Annotated in this window: 21 protein-coding genes; 14 read left to right on the top strand and 7 right to left on the bottom strand. The window is 67.0% G+C overall.

What is annotated here, in order from left to right; all coding sequences use genetic code 11:
* Positions 1-3: 3 nt before the first annotated feature.
* The 3 genes from QPK29_RS17790 to QPK29_RS17800 are packed head-to-tail and all read left to right on the top strand — an operon-like array spanning position 4 to position 2,981.
* Positions 4-1,866: a carbamoyltransferase family protein gene (locus tag QPK29_RS17790; RefSeq protein ID WP_371770152.1), complete on the top strand. Its 1,863-nt coding sequence runs from the start codon at positions 4-6 to the stop codon at positions 1,864-1,866.
* Positions 1,853-2,221 carry a hypothetical protein gene (locus QPK29_RS17795; RefSeq protein ID WP_156403715.1) on the top strand — a complete coding sequence of 123 codons (369 nt, stop codon included), beginning with the start codon at positions 1,853-1,855 and terminating at the stop codon, positions 2,219-2,221. The genes QPK29_RS17790 and QPK29_RS17795 overlap by 14 nt, the downstream gene beginning before the upstream one ends.
* A gap of 10 nt (positions 2,222-2,231) precedes the next feature.
* Positions 2,232-2,981 carry a hypothetical protein gene (locus QPK29_RS17800; RefSeq protein ID WP_371770151.1) on the top strand — a complete coding sequence of 250 codons (750 nt, stop codon included), beginning with the start codon at positions 2,232-2,234 and terminating at the stop codon, positions 2,979-2,981.
* Between the two features lie 29 nt (positions 2,982-3,010).
* On the opposite strand, the gene QPK29_RS17805 is transcribed toward QPK29_RS17800, so the two are convergent.
* The 4 genes from QPK29_RS17805 to QPK29_RS17820 form a co-directional block, all read right to left on the bottom strand.
* Positions 3,011-5,257 carry a RelA/SpoT family protein gene (locus QPK29_RS17805; protein WP_371770150.1) on the bottom strand — a complete coding sequence of 749 codons (2,247 nt, stop codon included), beginning with the start codon at positions 5,255-5,257 and terminating at the stop codon, positions 3,011-3,013.
* An 88-nt stretch (positions 5,258-5,345) separates the two neighbouring features.
* Positions 5,346-5,549, bottom strand: a complete 204-nt coding sequence (gene rpoZ / locus QPK29_RS17810) for a DNA-directed RNA polymerase subunit omega (RefSeq protein ID WP_005665923.1) — start codon at positions 5,547-5,549, stop codon at positions 5,346-5,348.
* 164 nt (positions 5,550-5,713) lie between these two features.
* Positions 5,714-6,349 (bottom strand): guanylate kinase, encoded by a 636-nt coding sequence (gene gmk, locus QPK29_RS17815; protein WP_056136334.1) that lies wholly within the window; start codon positions 6,347-6,349, stop codon positions 5,714-5,716.
* Positions 6,350-6,446: 97 nt separating this feature from the next.
* Positions 6,447-7,334, bottom strand: a complete 888-nt coding sequence (locus tag QPK29_RS17820) for a YicC/YloC family endoribonuclease (RefSeq protein WP_160410198.1) — start codon at positions 7,332-7,334, stop codon at positions 6,447-6,449.
* A gap of 164 nt (positions 7,335-7,498) precedes the next feature.
* On the opposite strand from QPK29_RS17820, the gene QPK29_RS17825 reads away from it, so the two are divergent.
* Genes QPK29_RS17825 through rph form a run of 3 tightly spaced genes read left to right on the top strand, consistent with a single transcriptional unit; the run spans position 7,499 to position 10,188 of the window.
* Positions 7,499-8,485 carry a serine/threonine protein kinase gene (locus QPK29_RS17825; protein ID WP_371770149.1) on the top strand — a complete coding sequence of 329 codons (987 nt, stop codon included), beginning with the start codon at positions 7,499-7,501 and terminating at the stop codon, positions 8,483-8,485.
* Between the two features lie 9 nt (positions 8,486-8,494).
* A complete protein-coding gene (locus QPK29_RS17830) occupies positions 8,495-9,424 on the top strand; it encodes a PP2C family protein-serine/threonine phosphatase (RefSeq protein ID WP_371770148.1) in 930 nt (309 codons plus the stop codon).
* A 29-nt stretch (positions 9,425-9,453) separates the two neighbouring features.
* Complete coding sequence (gene rph / locus QPK29_RS17835; protein ID WP_371770147.1) at positions 9,454-10,188, top strand: ribonuclease PH; 735 nt, start codon at positions 9,454-9,456, stop codon at positions 10,186-10,188.
* An 18-nt stretch (positions 10,189-10,206) separates the two neighbouring features.
* On the opposite strand, the gene QPK29_RS17840 is transcribed toward rph, so the two are convergent.
* Genes QPK29_RS17840 through QPK29_RS17850 form a run of 3 tightly spaced genes read right to left on the bottom strand, consistent with a single transcriptional unit; the run spans position 10,207 to position 13,803 of the window.
* Entirely contained in the window at positions 10,207-10,755 is a 549-nt protein-coding gene (locus QPK29_RS17840) for a DUF4337 domain-containing protein (RefSeq protein WP_056136343.1), read from the bottom strand.
* Between the two features lies 1 nt (position 10,756).
* Positions 10,757-12,055, bottom strand: coding sequence for an ABC transporter ATP-binding protein (locus QPK29_RS17845; protein ID WP_371770146.1), 1,299 nt, complete (start codon positions 12,053-12,055; stop codon positions 10,757-10,759).
* 14 nt (positions 12,056-12,069) lie between these two features.
* Positions 12,070-13,803: an ABC transporter permease gene (locus QPK29_RS17850; RefSeq protein ID WP_056136347.1), complete on the bottom strand. Its 1,734-nt coding sequence runs from the start codon at positions 13,801-13,803 to the stop codon at positions 12,070-12,072.
* 352 nt (positions 13,804-14,155) lie between these two features.
* Between QPK29_RS17850 and QPK29_RS17855 the strand changes: the two genes are divergently transcribed.
* The 8 genes from QPK29_RS17855 (at position 14,156) to QPK29_RS17890 (ending at position 20,015) form a co-directional block, all read left to right on the top strand.
* A complete protein-coding gene (locus QPK29_RS17855; protein WP_056136349.1) occupies positions 14,156-14,860 on the top strand; it encodes a response regulator transcription factor in 705 nt (234 codons plus the stop codon).
* Positions 14,841-16,217, top strand: a complete 1,377-nt coding sequence (locus QPK29_RS17860; RefSeq protein ID WP_371770145.1) for a sensor histidine kinase — start codon at positions 14,841-14,843, stop codon at positions 16,215-16,217. The genes QPK29_RS17855 and QPK29_RS17860 overlap by 20 nt, the downstream gene beginning before the upstream one ends.
* Positions 16,218-16,527: 310 nt before the next feature.
* Complete coding sequence (gene rdgB / locus QPK29_RS17865) at positions 16,528-17,121, top strand: RdgB/HAM1 family non-canonical purine NTP pyrophosphatase (protein ID WP_371770144.1); 594 nt, start codon at positions 16,528-16,530, stop codon at positions 17,119-17,121.
* On the top strand, positions 17,118-18,350 hold the full coding sequence (gene hemW, locus QPK29_RS17870) for a radical SAM family heme chaperone HemW (protein ID WP_371770143.1): 1,233 nt from the start codon (positions 17,118-17,120) through the stop codon (positions 18,348-18,350). Before rdgB ends, hemW begins: the two co-directional genes overlap by 4 nt.
* Before the next feature lie 65 nt (positions 18,351-18,415).
* Positions 18,416-18,562 (top strand): hypothetical protein, encoded by a 147-nt coding sequence (locus tag QPK29_RS17875; protein WP_156403716.1) that lies wholly within the window; start codon positions 18,416-18,418, stop codon positions 18,560-18,562.
* A 14-nt stretch (positions 18,563-18,576) separates the two neighbouring features.
* On the top strand, positions 18,577-19,152 hold the full coding sequence (locus tag QPK29_RS17880) for a transglutaminase-like domain-containing protein (protein WP_056136892.1): 576 nt from the start codon (positions 18,577-18,579) through the stop codon (positions 19,150-19,152).
* A gap of 11 nt (positions 19,153-19,163) precedes the next feature.
* Positions 19,164-19,556: a VOC family protein gene (locus tag QPK29_RS17885; protein WP_056136360.1), complete on the top strand. Its 393-nt coding sequence runs from the start codon at positions 19,164-19,166 to the stop codon at positions 19,554-19,556.
* 93 nt (positions 19,557-19,649) lie between these two features.
* A complete protein-coding gene (locus QPK29_RS17890; RefSeq protein ID WP_056136362.1) occupies positions 19,650-20,015 on the top strand; it encodes a response regulator in 366 nt (121 codons plus the stop codon).
* Positions 20,016-20,045 lie beyond the last annotated feature (30 nt).

Below are 20,045 nucleotides of genomic sequence, written 5' to 3' on the forward strand. Positions count from 1 at the left end.
GACATGGGCAAGACCATCCTGGGCATCGCCGGCTATTACCATGACGCGGCGGCGGCGCTGGTGCACGACGGCGAGATCGTCGCGGCCGCGCAGGAAGAGCGTTTCACGCGCCGCAAGCACGACCCGTCGTTTCCCGTCAACGCCATCAATTACTGTCTCGAAGAAGGCTTCGTCGATGCGGCCGACCTCGATGCGATCGTCTTCTACGACAATCCGCTGCTGACGTTCGACCGCGTCGTGCAGAACGCCTGCGCCGGCGCCCGGCACGGCGATGCCGCGGGCGCGCGCGACCTGTTCGTCCAGGCCGCGGGCGCGGTATTGGGCGACAAGATCTGGGTGAACGAGCACGTGCGCCAGACGCTCGGCACGCTCGGGCGCGCCGGCCGCGTGCTGTTCGCCGAGCACCACATGGCACACGCCGCCAGTGCCTTCTATCCGTCGCCGTTCGACAGCGCCGCCGTGCTCACGATCGACGGCGTCGGCGAATGGGCCACGACCACCCTCGGCATGGGCCACGGCCGCAAACTGGAACTGTTCGCCGAGATCGACTACCCGCATTCGCTGGGACTGCTGTACAGCGCGTTCACGAGCTTCTGCGGCTTCAAGGTCAATTCCGGCGAGTACAAGCTGATGGGGCTGGCACCTTACGGCCGGCCGCGCTACGCCGGCCGGATCCGCGAACACCTGATCGACGTCCGGACCGACGGCTCGTACCGGCTCGATATGGCTTGCTTCGGCTGGCTGGACGGCATGGCGATGCCCGGTCCGCGCTTCGCCGACCTGTTCGACGGCCCGGCGCGCCAGCCCGAGACGCCGATCACGCGGCGCGAGATGGACCTCGCGGCCAGCATCCAGCAGGTGACCGAGGAGATCGTGCTCAGGACGGCGCGCCACCTGCGCCGCCTGAGCGGGGAGCGCAACCTCGTGCTGGCGGGCGGCGTCGCGCTGAACTGCGTCGCCAACGGCAAGCTGGCCGCGGCCGGCATCTTCGACGATATCTGGATCCAGCCGGCCGCGGGCGATGCGGGCGGCGCGCTCGGCGCGGCCCTGCTGGCGCACCACATGGCGTTCGAGGCCCCGCGCCGGCGCACGGACCGAGGGGGCGACGCCCAGCGCGGCAGCTACCTCGGGCCCCGCTATTCGAGCGAGGAAATCCTCGCCTTCCTCGACCGCAAGGGCTATCCGTACCGGCGCATCGAGAACCGCGCGGAGCGCCTGGCCCTCGTCGCGGAGGCGCTGGCGGCGGGCAGGATTGTCGGCTGGCTGTCGGGGCGGATGGAATTCGGGCCGCGCGCGCTGGGTGCCCGCTCGATCCTCGGCGACCCGCGCAACCCGCGCACGCAGGCGACGATGAACCTGAAAATCAAGTTCCGCGAATCGTTCCGCCCGTTCGCCCCGGCCGTGCTGCGCGAGCGCTGCGCCGAGTACTTCGACTTCGACGGCGACAGTCCGTACATGCTGATGGTGGCGCCGGTGAACGCGACGCGCCGGCGGCCGATGGAGATGCAGGCATTCGAGGCGGGCGACGACGACATGATGGCGGTCATCAACCAGCCGCGCAGCGACGTCCCGGCCGTCACGCACGTCGATTACTCGGCCCGCATCCAGACCGTCGACGAGGACAGTCATCCGGAATTCCGTGCGCTGATCGAAGCGTTCGAACGGCTGACGGGCTGTCCGCTGCTCGTGAACACGTCGTTCAACGTGCGCGGCGAGCCGATCGTCTGCAGTCCGCAGGATGCCTACCGCTGCTTCATGCGCACGGAGATGGACATGCTGGTGCTGGAAGACGTCGTGCTGTGGCGCCGTGAGCAGCCGCCGTTGCCGGACGACGAAGACTGGAGGAAGACCTATGAGCTCGATTGATGACAAAGCACTGCGAGCGGGGTTGCGTACCCTTGCGGCCCCGCTGTTCGATGCCTTGACCGCCCACTGCGCGCCCGGCCAGGCACCGTTCCCGCTGGGCCCGAATCCGCGCCTCGCCAGCTATTACACGCAGCGCACGCATACGACGATGGACTTCGACGATTTCCTCGCGCCGTCATGCCTGGACGCCGATGGATTCGGCGCGCGCCTCGCGGCGCACTGGCGCGCGCACGGGCACCCCGAGCTCGCCGCGCACGCGCCGCAGGTGGCCGAGGCCGCGCGGGCCCTGCACGCGCTGTACGTGGCGGCGCGGCCGCAGGCGGAGCTGTCGCCCTATGTCTACCAGATGTTCTGAGTAGCGGCGCATGGGCAACCTCGATGTGGACATGGCGGCCGTGGCGCTGGCACAAGCGCTGCCGCCAGGCTTTATCGCCGTGCCGGCCACCACGCTGCCCGGCGGCGTCGAGGTCCCGGCTTTCGCCGTGGCGCGCTGGCTGGCGGCGTGCGGACCGGATGGACAGGTGGTGCTGAGCGAGACGCTGCCGTCTTGGGTGCGCATCGGCTACCACGCGGCGCGCCTGGCCTGTGCGCTCGCCGGCTTCGCATTGCTGACGGAACGGCAGGCGCTGGCCATCGCCCACGATATCGCCGGCCAGGCCGTCAACTGGACGGGCGGCGCCGTCGGCGACGGCCGGCTGTTCCAGGGATTGCACCTGGGCCGCCGCCACGGCCCCCAGGCGGCTTGCCTGGCATCGCCCGATCCGCTCGAGCGGCGCTGGTTCGTGCTGTCGAACGGGGAGCGCATCATTGATGCGGCAGGCAACGCGTTCAGCTGGGTGTTCGACGACGTGCAGGGCAACGCGGAAGGCATCGTCGCGCGCACGTTCCTGGCAGGCTCGCCCACCCTGGCGACCGCGCCCGGCGCGCCGATGCGGCAGGGGATGGGCTGGTGGCCGCGGGCGGGCCGCAGCTGGTGGGGCAGGGCGCTGGCGCGCGGCGGCAGCTGGTCGTCGCAGGAAGGCGCGGGGATCTTTACCGTCGTCGACGAGCGGCCGCAGGCGGAGCGGGCGTACATCGGGTTCCGGTGTACGCTGCCTTTGGGGTGGGGTATGTGAGGCCGGTGGCCTCGCATACGAGCGCGGAATTATGCCCGCTCGCGCTCCACGCGGTTGACGCTGGCCACGCGGCGCAGGTTGCGGATCAGGTGCGCCAGATGCACGCGATCCTTGACCTGGATCGTGAAGCGCAGCTGGGTCAACATGTGTTCGTCGTCCTCGTCCATGCCGACATACGTGATGTTGGCGTCGGACTCGCCGATCTCGGCGGCGACGCGGGCCAGGATGCCCTTTTCGTTGTTGATCAGCAGGCGGATGCGGCAGTCGAAGCGGCGGTTTAGTTCGCTGCCCCACTGGACCGGAATCCAGCGGTCCGGTTCCTTCAGGCGCAGGCGGTTCGCCTGCGAGCAGTCGGCCGTGTGCACGACCAGGCCTTGGTCGCGGCGCAGCTGGCCGATGATGTGGTCGCCCGGGATCGGCTGGCAGCACGGCGCCAGCTGCACGGCCACGCCTTCGCTGCCGTAGATCGTCACCGGATCCAGCTCGGCGCCATGGCTCGGTTGCGCGGGGACGGACGCGACGTCGCCGCCCAGCAGGCTCACGATGTGGCGCGCCACGAGTGCGGGCATGCGCTTGCCGATGCCGATGTCGGCGTAGACCTCGTCCATCGACTTGGCCGACGACTCCGCCAGCAGGCGTTCGATCATCGAAGGCAGAAGTTCGGTCTTGATGCCCAGCTGGCCCAGCGCCTGGCCCAGCAGTTCCTGGCCCAGTTCGACGGATTCGTTCAGGTTGATGGTGCGCAGGTGATGGCGGATCGCCGAACGCGCCTTGCCCGTGCGGACAAAGCTCAGCCACGTCGGGCTCGGGCGCGAGTCGGGATCGGTCTCGATCTCGACGATGTCGCCGTTGTGCAGTTCCGTGCGCAGCGATGCGGGTTCGTGGTTGATCTTCACGCCCACGGTGTGGTCGCCGATGCCGGTGTGGATGCTGTAGGCGAAGTCCAGCGGCGTCGCGCCGCGCGGCAAGGCGATGATCTTCGACTTCGGCGTGAACACGTAGACCGAGTCCGGGAACAGGTCGACCTTCACGTGCTCGAGGAATTCGGCGGAGTCGCCGGTCTGCTGCTGGATGTCGAGCAGCGACTGCAGCCACGCGTGCGTGCGCTGCTGCAGGTCCGTCATGTTCTGGTCGCCCGTCTTGTACAGCCAGTGCGCGGCCACGCCGGATTCCGCCGTGCGGTGCATTTCCTGGGTGCGGATCTGGAATTCGACCGGGGTGCCGTACGGGCCGATCAGGGTGGTGTGCAGCGACTGGTAGCCGTTGATCTTGCGGATCGCGATGTAGTCCTTGAACTTGCCGGGCATGGGCTTGTACAGCGCATGCAGGGAGCCGAGCGCCACGTAACAGTTCGGGACCGTGTCGACGACGACGCGGAAGCCGTACACGTCCAGCACCTGCGAGAACGACAGGTGCTTGTTGCGCATCTTTTTATAGATGCCGAACAGGGTCTTTTCGCGGCCGTAGACTTCGGCCGGCAAGCCGGCGGCGGACAGCTGGTTCTTGACGGCGTCGAGGATCTTCTTGACCACTTCGCGGCGGTTGCCGCGCGCGGCCTTGATCGCCTTCGACAGCGTGCGGTAGCGCAGCGGGTACAGGTGCGAGAACGAAAGATCCTGCAGTTCGCGGTAGATGTCGTTCAGGCCGAGACGGTGCGCGATCGGGACGTAGACTTCCATCGTCTCGCCCGCGATGCGGCGTTTCTTGGCCGGCGCCATCACGCCCAGCGTCCGCATATTGTGCAGGCGGTCGGCGAGCTTGATCAGGATGACGCGTACGTCCGACGCCATCGCCAGCAACATCTTGCGGAAGTTTTCGGCCTGCGCTTCGACGACGCTCTGGAACTCGATCTTTTCCAGCTTCGACAGGCCGTCGACGAGGTCGGCGACCTGCGGGCCGAAGCGCTCCAGCAGTTCCTCTTTCTTGACGTCCTGGTCCTCGATCACGTCGTGCAGCAGCGCGGCCATGATCGCCTGGGCGTCCAGCTTCCAGTCGGCGCAGATCTCGGCCACGGCGATCGGGTGCGAGATGTACGGCTCGCCCGACTTGCGGACCTGGCCGAGGTGCATCTCGTCCGAGAAGCGGTAGGCTTCCTTGACGCGCTTGAGTTCGACGGGGGTGAGGTATTCGGCGAGCTTGCCGGCGAGGTGCGTGATCGACGCGACGCCGGGAGCGGGCGCCGGTTCGGCTTCCTGCGGTTTGTTGGCGGGCCGGCCGGGCCGGCTCGCCTTGTTGTTGGTGCCCGAGTGGAGGGAGTCCGGTGACGATAAGCTCATACGTTATGACAATCAGCCGCAGTATGGAAACAGCATAACAGAATCACGGACTGACTCATGGACCACATAGGCTCAGGCACCGCCCGACTTACATCGGGACTTTTTTCAGCATTTCCAGACCAACCTTGCCGGCGGCGATTTCGCGCAGCGCGACGACGGTCGGCTTGTCCTTGGCTTCGACTTTCGGGGTGTGGCCTTGCAGCAGCTGGCGTGCGCGATAGGTCGCGGCCAGGGTCAGCTGGAAACGGTTCGGGACGTTTTTCAGGCAATCTTCGATGGTGATGCGGGCCATGTGGTGCTCCTAATGATCAGGTAACGATTCGGGCAGGTTCAAAGCGACTTCGATGCGGCAGGCAATATGCGAATGTTCTGTCTAGTCAGTCGGGGTCAGAGCCCAAGCGCGAAAACCGGGCTCTGACCCCGAAAATCACGAAAACCGGGCTCTGACCCCGAAAATCAAGAAGAATGGATTCCCAACTGGGCAAAGAGCGAGGCGTTGCGGGCTGCCTGTTGGGCGAAGCGCGAACGTGTCGCTTTGACAATCGCCTGCAGCTCGGACAGGGCGACGTTGAACTCTTCGTTGATGATAGCATACTCGAACTCGGGAGCGTGAGCGATCTCGCCCCCCGCAGCCAGCAGGCGGCGCGTGATGATGTGCGGCTCGTCCGTGCCGCGCTTGTGCAGGCGCTCTTCCAGCGCCGCGATCGACGGCGGCAGGATGAAGATGCCGGCCGCGTCCGGAAACTGCTTCTTCACCTGGCGCGCGCCCTGCCAGTCGATTTCCAGCAGGATGTCGATGCCCGTCTTCATTTCCTGTTCCACCGTCAGGCGGCTCGTGCCGTAGTAATTGCCATGCACCTCGGCCCATTCCAGGAATTCGCCGCGGTCGGCGCGGGCGACGAAATCCTCGGCGGTGGTGAAGTGGTATTCGCGGCCGTCCTCTTCGCCCGGACGCGGCGGGCGCGTCGTCGTCGAGATCGACAGCTTGATGCCCGGTTCCTGAGCCAGCAGCGCATTGACCAGGGTCGACTTGCCGGCGCCGGACGGGGCGGCGACGACGAACAGGCTGCCGGAGAAAGCGTTGGTGAGCATGGTGGGTTCCTTTGTTACGTGTTAATTCGATGGTAATGCATAGAACGCGTGACGGGTCGCCCCGGCCACGCGTTCCCCACGACCCGATCGGTCGCGCTTATTCCAGATTTTGAACCTGTTCCCGCATCTGCTCAATGAGCAGCTTGAGCTCCATCGACGCATCGGCCAGCTCCTTGACGGAAGCCTTGGCGCCCAGCGTATTCGCTTCGCGGTTCAGTTCCTGCATCATGAAGTCGAGGCGCTTGCCGACCTGGCCGCCCTTCTTGAGGATATGGCGGGTCTCGTTCAGGTGGGCCGTCAGGCGCGACAGTTCTTCCGAGACGTCGATGCGGATGCCGTACAACGTGACTTCCTGGCGAATCCGTTCGAAGACTTCCTGGCGCGTGAGCACTTGCGGGTTGCCGTGGCCGGCCAGGCCCAGCGCGTCCTGCATGCGCTCGATGGCTTTTTGCTGGAACTGGGCGATGACCTGCGGGATCAACGGGGTGATGCGTTTGACGATGGCTTCCATCGCCTCGATGCGCGCGACCAGCATCGCTTCCAGCGCCGCGCCTTCGCGCTTGCGGCTGTCGACGAAGGCGGCGATCGTCTTCGCGGCGAGGGCGGCGACGTCGGCCTGCAGCGATTCCTGGCCGATCTGCGCTTCCTCGATCACGCCCGGCCAGCGCAGCAGTTCCGCCACCGTCATCAGCGGGGCGGACACGAAGTGGCGCGTGACCTCGGTCTGCAGCCGCGCGAGGTCGGCCAGCAGCGTCTGGTTCAGGGCCTGGGAGCCGGTCGTGGCCTTGCGGCCGAACGACAGCCGCACCTCGACCTTGCCGCGCGTGATGGCCGCCATGATGGCGGAGCGCAGGTCCGGCTCCAGCGCGCGCAGCTCGTCGTTGATGCGGAACTGGAGGTCGAGAAAGCGCGAGTTGACGCTCTTGATCTCGATCGTCAGGGTGCCGGCAGCGCCTTCGCTTGTGGCGACCGCATAACCTGTCATGCTAGAAATGCTCAATGGAGTCCCCGATTTCCGGAATCTGCTTCGCCGGCCGCAGCGCGGTGCGGGTGGCGCCGCGCGCTGTGGTTTTGCGAGATTCCCTTATTCTTTACAAAGCGGTGATTTATCCACACAATCGCCGTGTTTAGCAAGGAATACTTTCCCAAATGGCTGCCCAGAATAATGCTCCCCTGCCCGATGGGCTGGAAATTGGCGGATATCGCATTGTAAAGAAAATTGCGTCCGGCGGGTTCAGTATTGTTTATCTTGCATATGATGCCGACGGCAACGCCGTGGCGATCAAGGAATACCTGCCCAGCGCCCTGGCGCTGCGGGCCCCCGGTGAGCTGGCGCCCACGATCCCGAAGGCGAACCTGCCCGTTTTCCGCATCGGCCTGAAATGCTTTTTCGAAGAGGGAAGGGCATTGGCGCGCATCGTCCATCCGAACGTCGTGCGGGTGTTAAATTTTTTCCGCGCCAACGACACGGTCTATATGGTGATGGCCTACGAATCGGGCCACTCGCTGCAGGAAGTCGCCGCGCGCATCCATGCGAAAGGCAGCCGCGCCGGCGAACCGTTCATCCGCCAGGTCTTCAACGGCGTCTGCGCGGGCCTGCGCGACGTCCACGCGAACAAGCTGTTGCACCTGGACCTCAAGCCGGCCAACATCTACCTGCGCACGGACGGTTCGCCCATGCTGCTCGACTTCGGCGCCGCGCGCCAGACCATCCACACCGACGCGCCCACGCTGGCGCCCATGTACACGCCCGGCTTCGCGGCGCCCGAGCTGTACGCGAAAGGCGGCGCGCTGGGGCCGTGGACGGACATCTACAGCATCGGCGCCGCCATGTTCGCGTGCATGGCGGGCGCGCCGCCGCAGCCGGCCGACCAGCGCCGCGCGGCCGACACGATGGGCGCGCAGATCGCGATGCTGGATGGCGCGTACACGCCGGGCCTCGTGGCGATGGTGAAGGCGTGCCTCGCGCTCGATCCGCTGGCGCGGCCGCAGAGCGTGTTCGCCGTGCAGAAGGTGCTGCAGGCCGGCCTCCCCGCGACGCCCGCGGCGCTGCCGGCCGGGCCGGAGGACGCGGTGCCCGCATCCGGCTGGCGCGGCCTCGTCGAACGCATTGGCTTCGGCCGCGGACGCGCCTGAGGAGTGACCATGCAATTTTCCGTCTACCAGCAAAGCCACATCGGCGGCCGCAAACTCAACCAGGACCGCATGGGCTACCTGTACACGCGCGACGCGCTGCTGCTCGTGCTGGCGGACGGCATGGGCGGTCATTTGCGCGGCGAGGTCGCGGCCACGATCGCCCTGCAAAGCATCGCCACCCGCTTCAAGGCGCAGGCGACGCCATACGTGCGCAAGCCCGAGCGCTTCCTGCAGGAGGCCCTGCAGCAGGCCCACGACGACATCCTGCGCTACACCCGCGACAAGGCGATGCCGGACAGCCCGCGCACGACGATCGTCGCCTGCCTCGTGCAGCACAACAGCGCCGTCTGGGCCCATTGCGGCGATTCGCGCCTGTACTGGCTGCGCCGCGGCCAGGTCCTCGGGCGCACGCGCGACCATTCGCACATCGAGTACCTGATCGCGAAAGGGCAGGCCGACGCGAGCGAGCGCACCACGCACCCGGACCGCAACAAACTGTACAACTGCCTGGGCGCGTCGACGCCGCCGAAGGTCGAGCTGTCGCGCGCGGCCAGCCTGGAGCCGGGCGACATCCTGCTGCTGTGCTCCGACGGCCTGTGGTCGATGCTGCCCGACACCGAGATCGCGCACCGCCTGTCCGCGCAGCCGATCACGCAGGCCGTGCCGGAGATGATCGCGATGGCCACCGCCATCGCCGGCAGCCGCGGCGACAACACGACGGCGCTCGCCATCCAGTGGCAGGGCGCAGGGACGCCGGCCGCCGCGGGCGACCCGAGCGTCGTCTCGACGCAGATGGTGCCCGACGGCGAAGTCACGAGCCGCATCGATGCGCCTGCCGCGGCGCCCGCACCGGACGACCCGTTCGACGAGGACGACATCGAGAAGGCCATCGCCGAGATCCGCGATGCCATCGAGAAGTCGTCGCAAATATTGAAGTAAATTGAAACAATCAACCACGAAGGACATCCATGACCCAAACCCTCCGCCCCAGCGGCCGTGCCGTCGACCAGCTGCGCGCCATCCGCATCACCCGCCAGTACACGAAGCACGCCGAAGGCTCCGTGCTGATCGAATGCGGCGACACGAAGGTGATCTGCACCGCCAGCATCGAGGAAAAAGTGCCGGGCTTCCTGAAGGGCAAAGGGCAGGGCTGGCTGACCGCGGAATACGGCATGCTGCCGCGCTCCACGCACACGCGCATGGACCGCGAGGCGGCGCGCGGCAAGCAGTCCGGCCGCACGCAGGAAATCCAGCGCCTGATCGGCCGCTCGCTGCGCGCCGCGTTCGACCTGGAAGCGTTCGGCGAACGCACGCTGCACCTGGATTGCGACGTGATCCAGGCCGACGGCGGCACGCGCACCGCGTCGATCACGGGCGCGATGGTGGCGGCCTATGACGCGTTCTCGAAGCTCGTGACGGCGGGCCTGGTGCCGGCCGTGCCGGTCAAGCATTTCGTCGCCGCGATCTCGGTGGGCGTCGTGGGCGGCGTGCCCGTGCTGGACCTGGACTACATCGAGGATTCGGGCTGCGACACCGACATGAACGTCGTGATGACGGAGGCCGGGCATTTCGTCGAAGTGCAGGGCACGGCCGAGGGCGAGGCGTTCGACCGGGCGGGGATGAACCGTCTGCTCGACCTGGCGGAGCAGGGGATCCGTGAATTGGTGGGCTTGCAAAAGCAGGCACTGGGCCTGGCGGCCTAAAATCCGTCGTCCCCGGCGCTACGAGAGCAACCCGGTCAGCCAGCTCGGGTGAAACGGCAACCCCGCCAGCCCGGCCACGCCATAGAACACGCCGATCGCCGTCGGCACCAGCGCCGCGAGATACAGCCAGCGCTGGCGCGTCAGCGTCGTCACGGCCAGCAGCGACAGGGCCAGCGCCAGCGCCGCGTCGGACAGGTCGAACTGGTCGTCGCGGTAGTTCAGCGCGTCGTACGTGTCCTGGTCTTGCTTCGCCTGCGCCAGCACGTCGTTCTTCTTCTGCGCCTGGTCGTGTTCCAGCTTTTCCAGATCCGCGATCGCGGCCGTGTAGCCAGCCTGCTCGCCGGCCGGGCGGCCGGCGGCGGCCAGGCGCACCTGGAGCAGGGTCGTATGCGCCTGTTCCTGGCGCAGGTTGCGGGCCTGGTAGAAGGCCCAGTGGTCGATCTTGTCGGCCTGCGCCTGCTGCATCGCCTGCACGATGTTGTCGTCCTTGACCTTGCAGACGCCCATGAAGGACGCCAGCAGCGCCACGGTCAGCGCGACCTTGCGGTCGAGGGTGTCGGTTTCCATGTCACTCCTTCGCGTTCCCGGTGCCCGGCAGCTTCAGCCGGCCTGTGTGATAGTCGTACTCATACAGCTCGCCGTAGCGGCCCCACTCGATCGCCACTTCCAGCATGCGCTTGGCCTGGTCCGCTTCGAGCGTGTCTTCCAGCAGGTCGATGAACGGATCTTCCGGCATCGCGCCGCCCGGCTCGTCCTCCAGCTGGCGGCGGATGCGCGCGGCCAGCGGCACGTTTTTCAACAGCTGCTGGCCGAACAGCGTCTGGCGCAGCGCCTGGTCGGCCTGGGCATAGCGCAGGCCCAGGCCGGTCAGCGCGATGTCGCCGCGCTCGACGTGCGCGAGGCCCAGCAGGTTCAATGCCTCGTAGGTCGGGAACAGTTCCTCGTCCGGCAGCTCGGTGTCTTCCGACAGCTGCGGCAGGTCGGCGCGGCCGTCGTACGGGGCGCCCGCGAGCAGGTCCAGCACGCTCTCCATGCGGCCCACGTCCGTGTCCGGCAGGCGGTAGTCGATGGTGGCCGGGCGCGCCGTCGCGGGCGCCGCGGCGGGACGCATCGTCATCAGGCCATAGACCTCGTCGACGAGGGCGCGCACTTCCGGCGCGTCGGCATTGCGCGGGCGCGGCAGGTCGATGCGGATCTCGTGGCGCACGCGGCCCGGATCGCTCGACAGGATGATGATGCGGTCCGCCATCATGACGGCTTCCTCGATGTTGTGCGACACGATCAGGATGCCGCGCGTGGGGATCCGTTTGCCATCCCACAGGTCGAGGATGTCGCCCCGCAGCGTCTCCCCCGTCAGCACGTCGAGCGCGGAGAAGGCTTCGTCCATCAGCAGCACGTCCGGGTGCGTGACGAGCGCGCGCGCGATGCCCACGCGCTGGCGCATGCCGCCCGACAGCTCGCGCGGCAGCGCGCTGCCGAAGCCGGAGAGGCCGATCAGGTCGAGCATCGCGTCCGCCCGCTCGCGCCGCGCGGCGGGAGGGACGCCCTGCGCTTCGAGCCCGAGCTCCACGTTCTGCTGCACCGTCAGCCAGGGGAACAGCGCGAACGATTGAAAGACCATCGCGACGCCGGACAGCGGCCCGCGGATGGGACGTCCGCGGTATTCGACCTTGCCCGCGTCGGCCGGCACGAGGCCCGCCACGATGCGCAGCAGCGTGGATTTGCCGGAGCCGGATTTGCCCAGCAGCGCGACGATCTCGCCGTCCGCCAGCGTGAAGTCGACGCCTTCCAGCACGGTGCGCGGGGCGCCGTCGGCGCTGCGGAAGGCCTTTTTCACGGCCTGCAGTTCGATCAGTTTGTCGGTCATTTTCATACTCCCTATCAGCGGCTGCGGTCTTCGGCCAGCAGGTACAGCCGGCGCCAGAAGAAGCGGTTCAATACCATGACGAACACGCACATCACCCCGATGCCGAGGGCGATGCGGTGGAAGTCGCCGGCGTCCGTCATCTGCTTGATGTAGCTGCCCAGGCCATCGGCCACGAGCGACGTCTTGCCCCACGTGACGTATTCCGCCACGATGCTCGCGTTCCACGAGCCGCCGCTCGCGGTGATCGCGCCCGTCACGAAGCTCGGGAACACGGCCGGCAGGTACACGCGCTTCCATTTCAGCCAGCCCGTCAGGCCGAGATTGTCGGCCGCGAGCCGCAGCTCGTTCGGCAGCGTGGAGGCGCCCGCGACCACGTTGAACAGGATGTACCACTGGGTGCCGAACACCATCAATGGACTGAGCCAGATGTTCGGATTCAGGCGCAGGTGCACGAGCGCGTACACGACGAGCGGGAACATCAGGTTCACGGGGAACGCTGCGAGGAATTGCGCGAGCGCCTGCACGGCCTGCGCGTAGCGGGGCCGCAGGCCGATCCACACGGCGACCGGTACCCACACGAGCGACGCGAGGCCGATCAGCAGCATCACCCGCACGAGCGTGATGCAGCCGAGGCCCACGACGCGCAGCGCTTCGCCCCAGCCGACCTCCGCGTGGATGAACAGGATGAAGCGCCATGCGCCCAGCAGCGCGAGCGCGAGGACGATGCGGTCGATCGCGCGCGCGGACAGCGTGAAGCGGGAAACGCGCGGCGCCGCGTCGACGGGTTCGGGCGTGCCGAACCAGCCGAGCGTGCGCGCGAGCGCCGCCCACATGCGGTCGGTGAGGGCGCGGATCCACACGCTGCGGCGGCCCCAGTCCAGCACCCACGATTGCTGCGCATATTCTCCCTGCGATTCCTCGAAGCGGAATTTGTCCGCCCACGCGAGCAGGGGACGGAAGAACAGCTGGTCGTACAGCAGGATGCCGGCGAACATGGCGGCGATGGCCCACGCGATGGCGCCGCCGTTCTTCTGTTCGATGGCGACGGCGATGTAGGCGCCGATGCCCGGCAGCTTGATGTCCTGGCCCGCCACCGAGATCGCCTCGGCGGCGACGAGGAAGAACCAGCCGCCGGACATCGACATCATCATGTTCCACAGCAGCGCGGGCAGCGCGTACGGCAGTTCCAGGCGCCAGAAGCGCTGCCACGGCGACAGCCGGAACACGCGCGCCGCTTCCGCCAGTTCGGGCGGGATCGTCTTCATCGACTGGTACAGGCTGAACGCCATGTTCCACGCCTGCGACGTGAAGATCGCGAACACGGCGGCGCACTCGACGCCCAGCAGGTTGCCGGGGAAGAGGGCGATGAACGGCGCGATGGCGATGGCCTGGAAGCCCAGGATCGGCACCGACTGCAGCACGTCCAGCAGCGGTACCATGATCTTTTCCGCGCTCTTCCAGCGCGTGGCGACGACGGCGAACGCGAACGTGAACAGCAGCGCGGCACCCAACGCGCTGAACATGCGCAGGATCGTGCGCAGCAGGTAGTATGGGAGGACCGCCGGATCGAGCGAGATCGGCGTCGGTTGGCCCAGCACGAACGGGCGCGCCATCTGCATCGCGCCGTACGCGGCCAGTGCCAGCACGACGAGGACGAGCGGCAGCAGCGCCCAGTCCCAGCGGTTCGGGGTGGTCGCGAGAAACGGGCGGCCGTTTCGTCCAGGGTATAACAGGGAACTACGAAACATCGGTATCTCCGTCGGTGAACGGCATACCTTTCATTCGCGCTTGGTGATTCGTGTGTCGTGGATACCATCATCCGCCCTGGGGCGAGATGACGGCAGGAGGAAGGACCTGCGTTATCTTGCCGGGGCGGGACCGGCATTCAGCCGGCAACAACTGCCACTCGAACAAGTGCCCATGAAAGGGACTCCATGAAATGAAAACGGTCGGATTTTACGTTGCAGCGCATCAATACGGCATTACGATCTGGTAATGTGCCACTACATGTCGACATTACCTGATCGTAATTTTTAGGCCCCGTCACTCGCCTATACTGCACCGCAGCGCTATAGTCCACTTAACACCAAGAGCCGAATCATGCCGAACTGCCTCGTGATCGAAGACGATACCGAAACCCGCGACTACCTCTGTAGCGGATTGCGCGCGGCCGGCTATGCCGTGCAGGCGGAAACGAATGGCGAAGCGGGCAACCGCCGCCTGCAGGAGACGCGCTGGGACGTCGTCGTCCTCGACCGCATGCTGCCCGGCCAGGTCGACGGCCTGGGCATTCTCGAGCAGATGCGCGCGCGCGGCGACGGCACGCCGGTGCTGATCCTGTCCGCGCTGAACAGCGTCGACGAGCGCGTGCGCGGCCTGCGCGCGGGCAGCGACGACTATCTGACCAAGCCGTTCGTCATGTCGGAACTGCTGGCGCGCGTGGAAAACCTCAGCCGCCGCAACAGCTGGTCGCGCGAAGCCACCGTGCTGCAGGTGGCCGACCTGCAGCTCGACGTGCGTACGATGCGCGTCACGCGCCAGGGCACGACGATCACGCTGCAGCCGCGCGAATTCCGCCTGCTCGAATACCTCATGCGCCACGAAGGCCAGATCGTCACCCGCACGATGCTGCTCGAAGGCGTGTGGGAATATCATTTCGATCCGCAGACGAACGTCATCGACGTGCAGATCAGCCGCCTGCGCAGCAAGATCGACAAGGATTTCAACCCCGCCCTGATCCACACGGTGCGCGGTGCCGGCTACGTGCTGAGCGCCGCGCCGACCTATGGCCCGTCCGCCCGCTAGCAGCCGGTTCGGCCTGCGCGGCTCGATCGCGTTCCGGCTGGCGGTCGGCTACGGCCTGCTGCTGGCCGCGTCGATGGCGACCCTGTCCGCCATCGTCTATTTCGGCACGGTGGGCGTGTTCGAGCACTCCATCGACAACAAGATCATGGCCGTGGAAACGCACCTCGCCGATGCGTGGGTCCGCGACGGCCGCGCCGGTCTCGTACGCGAAATCGACGCCCAGCTGCACGACCTGATCGACACCGATACCGAGGTGGTCGGCCTCGTCGATGTGAAGGGCCGCCTCCTGGCCGGCAACCTGGGACGCTGGTACGGCGAGCTGCCGGCCGCCGGCGATCTGGCGTTCGGGCAGATGGAACGGAGCGGCACGCCCGTCTCCGTGCGCCTGATAGCGACGCGGTTGGACGACGGCAGCCGGCTCGTCGTCGGCCGCGACCTGATCGAACTCGACGCCATCCGCAGCGTCGTCGAGCGCGCGCTGCTCGTCAGCGGCGCCGTGTCGATCCTGCTCGCGTTCTTCGGCGCCCAGATATTCCGCTCGCGCCTGGAAGCGCGCATCGGCCGCATCCGCCGCACGACGGCGCGCATCGCGGCGGGCGAGCTGTCCAGCCGCATCGTCGTGATGGGCAACGACGAATTCGCGCGCCTGGCCGACGACATCAACCGCATGCTCGACCGCATCGAAGCGCTGATGGAAGGCGTGCGCCACGTATCGAATTCGATCGCGCACGACCTGCGCACGCCGCTGTCGCGCGTGCGCTCGCGCCTCGACCGCGCGCTGCAGGCCTCGGCCGATCCGCACGCGCTCGTCGCCGACGCGCGCCTGGCCATCGAAGACATCGACAGCGTCATTTCGCTGTTCGACAAGCTGCTGCAGATCGCCGCGCTGGAATCCGGCGTGCGCGCGGGCACCTTCGAAAAACTCGACCTGGCCGCCATCGCGCACGACATGACGGAATTGTACGAAGCGGCCGCGGAAGAGCAGGGCGTCGCGCTGCGCTTCGCGGGCACGCCGACGACCATCCGCGGCGACCGCGACCTGCTGGCCAGCGCGCTGGCCAGCCTGATCGACAACGCCATCAAGTACGGCCGCACCGGCGGCCGGGTGGACGTCGAAGTGGCCACCGTCGACGGCGCGCCGGCATTGACCGTGCGCGATTACGGTCAGGGCGTGCCGCTCGAGGACATGGACAAGCTCACGCGCCGCTTCTACCGCGTGGACCAGAGCCGCCATCTGCCGGGCAACGGCCTGGGCCTGTCCATCGTCACCGCCATCACCCAGCTGCACGACGGTACGCTCGCGCTGCGCCGCCTCGAGCCGGGGTTCGAGGCGAGCATGGTGTTCCCGCGGGCCTAGGCTGGTAGCCGTCGTCCCCGCGCAGGCGGGGACCCATGCCGAGCTGCCGAAGCGCCAGTTTCACATGTTCCCACGCGGCGGGCGGGGCGAATTCCTTGCCGGCCTTTTGGACGGGGGCGTGATCCCGGCATGGCGGCGGCGAGAGGATGGCGGTCGGCCGCTTGGCGAAATGACATGGGAGTCGCCTTTATCGTTATCGTGGCGCGATGATAAGAAGCGGCCACGCTTGGTGCCAGCGGCGCGCGACCGGCTGCGCGTATCGCGGGATGAGCGGTAAAATACGCAGTTCTTCGTCCAGACCGAGACAGCAATGACCCAACGCCTCATCCTTGCCTCCAACAATGCTGGAAAACTCAAGGAATTCGCCCAGCTGCTGGGCCCGATCGGCTTCGAACTGCATCCGCAGGGCGAGTTCAACGTCCCCGAAGCGGAAGAACCGTTCGGCACCTTCGTCGAGAACGCGCTGCAGAAGGCCCGCCACGCGGCGCGCCTCACCGGCCTGCCGGCTCTCGCCGACGATTCCGGCGTGTGCGTGAACGCCCTCGGCGGCGCGCCCGGCGTCTATTCCGCGCGCTTCGCGGGCGAGCCGAAGTCGGACGCGCGCAACAACGAGAAGCTGATCGCCGACCTGGCCGCGCACGCCGACAAATCGGCGTATTACTACTGCGTGCTCGTGTACGTGCGCCACCCCGACGATCCGCAACCGGTGATCGCGGACGGCGTATGGCGCGGCCAGATCGTCGACACGCCGCGCGGCGCGGGCGGCTTCGGCTACGATCCGCACTTCCTGCTGCCCGAATTCGGCCGCACGGCCGCCGAGCTGGCGCCGGAAGCAAAGAACGCCGTCTCGCACCGCGGCCAGGCGCTGCGCGCGCTCGTCGACAAGCTCGGGAAACTGAAATGATTCCGATCAAGCCCGTCGGCCCGGTCACCGAACCGCGCTCCCCGGCGACGGCAGCCTTGCAATACCTGCAACCGGGCGCGCTGAACCTGACGGCGCTGCCGCCGCTGGCGCTGTATATCCACTGGCCGTGGTGCGTGCGCAAATGCCCGTATTGCGACTTCAATTCGCACGAGTCGAAGGAACCGGTTCCCGAACAGGCTTACCTGGACGCGCTGCGCGCCGACCTGGAACAATCGCTGCCGCTGATCTGGGGCCGCAAGATCCACACGGTGTTCATCGGCGGCGGCACGCCGAGCCTGATCTCGGCGGCGGGGCTGGACCGGCTGATGTCGGACCTCCGCACCTTGCTGCCGCTCGATCTCGACGCCGAGATCACGATGGAAGCGAATCCCGGCACGTTCGAGGCGGAGAAATTCAAGGCCTTCCGCGCCAGCGGGATCAACCGCCTGTCGATCGGCATCCAGAGCTTCAACAGCAGGCATTTGCAGGCGCTGGGCCGCATCCACGATGCCGAGGAAGCCATCCGGGCCGTGGGGATCGCCCAGGCCAATTTCGACAATTTCAACCTCGACCTGATGTACGCGCTGCCGGGGCAGACGCTGGCGGAGGCGCAGGCCGACATCGACATGGCGCTGTCGTTCGCGCCGCCGCATTTGTCGCTGTACCACCTGACGATGGAACCGAACACGGTGTTCGCGAAGTATCCGCCGGAGCTGCCGGGCGACGACGAGAGCGCCGACATCCAGGACATGATCGCCGAGCGCACGGCCGCCGCGGGCTATGAGCACTACGAGGTCTCGGCGTATGCGAAGCCGGGCCACCGCGCGCGCCACAACCTGAACTACTGGAAGTTCGGCGATTATCTCGGCATCGGCGCGGGCGCGCATTCGAAGCTGTCGTTCCCGCACCGCGTGCTGCGCCAGGCGCGCTACAAGCAGCCGGCGTCGTTCATGGAGGCGGCAGGGAAGGGCAATGCGGTCGCCGAGGAACACGAGCTCGCGCGTGCCGACCTGGGCTTCGAGTTCATGCTCAACGCGCTGCGGCTGACGGAAGGGTTCGCCCCGAACCTGTTCGGCGAACGCACGGGCATGCCGATCAACGCCATCGAGAAGGACCTGAACGCGGCCGAAGCGAAGGGCCTGATCTACCGCGATTTCCGCGTGATCCGGCCGACGGAACTGGGGCAGCGCTTCCTCAACGACTTGCAGGAGATGTTCCTGGCCGAGTGACAAAGAGCGCATTTTGGAACGGGGCCCGTCTGCTAAGGTAGCGGCTTCGACAACCCGCTCACATCATGACGCATCCGACTCTGGCGTTCGTGCCCCTGATCGTGGGGCTGTGCGCCACCCTCGCCACCGCCACGAACAGGCGCCTGCAATTCGGCCTGTTCTGCACCATTGCCCTCGTGCTCGCCGCAGCGCTGGCGGGCGAGTTCGGATGACGTCCGGCCCGGCCATGCAACGCTATCTCACCGCCAGCACCTACATCGACTTCGACACACCGGACGTCCTCGCCACCGCCCGCCGGCTGGCCGAAGGCGCGACTTCCGAAGCGGACGTCGTGCGCGCCTGCTTCGAATTCGTGCGCGACGCCATCCGCCACAGCGTGGATTTCAAAGCGAACCCCGTGACGTGCAAGGCCTCCGACGTGCTGCGCCACGGGACCGGCTATTGCTACGCGAAGAGCCATCTGCTCGCCGCGCTGCTGCGCGCGAACGGCATCCCGGCGGGGCTGTGCTACCAGCGCCTGTCGGTCGGCGACAGCGGGGCGCCGTACTGCCTGCACGGCCTGAATGCCGTGTATCTGAAGGACGTCGGCTGGTACCGCATCGATGCGCGCGGCAACAAGCCCGGCGTCGATGCCCGCTTCGAACCGCCCGTGGAAAAGCTGGCGTTCGCGACGCGCACGCGCGAGGAACGGATGCTGCCGGAAATCTGGGCCGAGCCGCTGCCCGTCGTCGTCGAGACGCTGGAATGCTACGATACGTGGGACCAGGTGCTTGCCAACCTGCCGGACGTTGAACTTCTTTAGAAAGGGTACGTATGTTCAGTCACATCATGGTCGGTTCCAACGACCTCGATCGTTCCAAGCGTTTCTACGACGCCGTGCTGGGCGTCCTCGGCGTGGGCGAGCCGTTCCCCAACACGAACCTGACGGGCCAGCGCCGGCTGTTCTATCGCCACGACGGCGGCTCGTTCTGCATCACCGAACCGATCGACGGCGCCGATGCCACTTGCGCGAACGGGGCCACGATCGGCTTCAAATGCGCGTCGCCCGAACAGGTCCACGCGTTCCACGACACGGCGGTCGCCCAGGGCGGCACGTCGATCGAGGCGCCGCCGGGGCTGCGCGAGAGCAGCCTGGGGCCGCTGTACCTCGCGTACGTGCGCGATCCGGATGGCCACAAGCTGTGCGCGCTGTTCCGTCCCAAATAGGCGTTGGATGACGAAGGGAAACGTGCCGGGTATCCCGGAGGCGGTGTGTTACAGTCTCGCTTGCATAAGTTTCAATGAAAGGCAAGCTGGCCGATGCCACCCGCACCACCGCGCATCCTGGTCGTGGATGACGAAGAAGCCATCCTGTACGTATTCGAGCGCTACCTGAGCATCGCCGGTTATCGCGTGTCCGTCGCCGGTAACGGGCGCGACGCCGTCCGCATCGGCGAGGCCGGCCCGATCGACCTGCTGATCACCGATTTCCGCATGCCGGGCATGAACGGCATCGAAGTGATCCACGCCCTGCGCGGCCTGCAGCCCGAACTGCCGGCCCTCGTCATCTCGGGCAATCCCATCGAGGCCGGCACGATGCCGCCGGGCGTACGCTTCCTGTCCAAGCCCGTGTCGATGTCGGACCTGCTCGACATCATTCCCTCCCTGATCCGACAGCCAGTCTAGCCCGGCCCTGCGTCTTCGTATCGGCTGAAC

Source organism: Massilia orientalis, from assembly GCF_030411975.2.
GTDB classification, from domain to species: domain Bacteria; phylum Pseudomonadota; class Gammaproteobacteria; order Burkholderiales; family Burkholderiaceae_D; genus Telluria; species Telluria orientalis.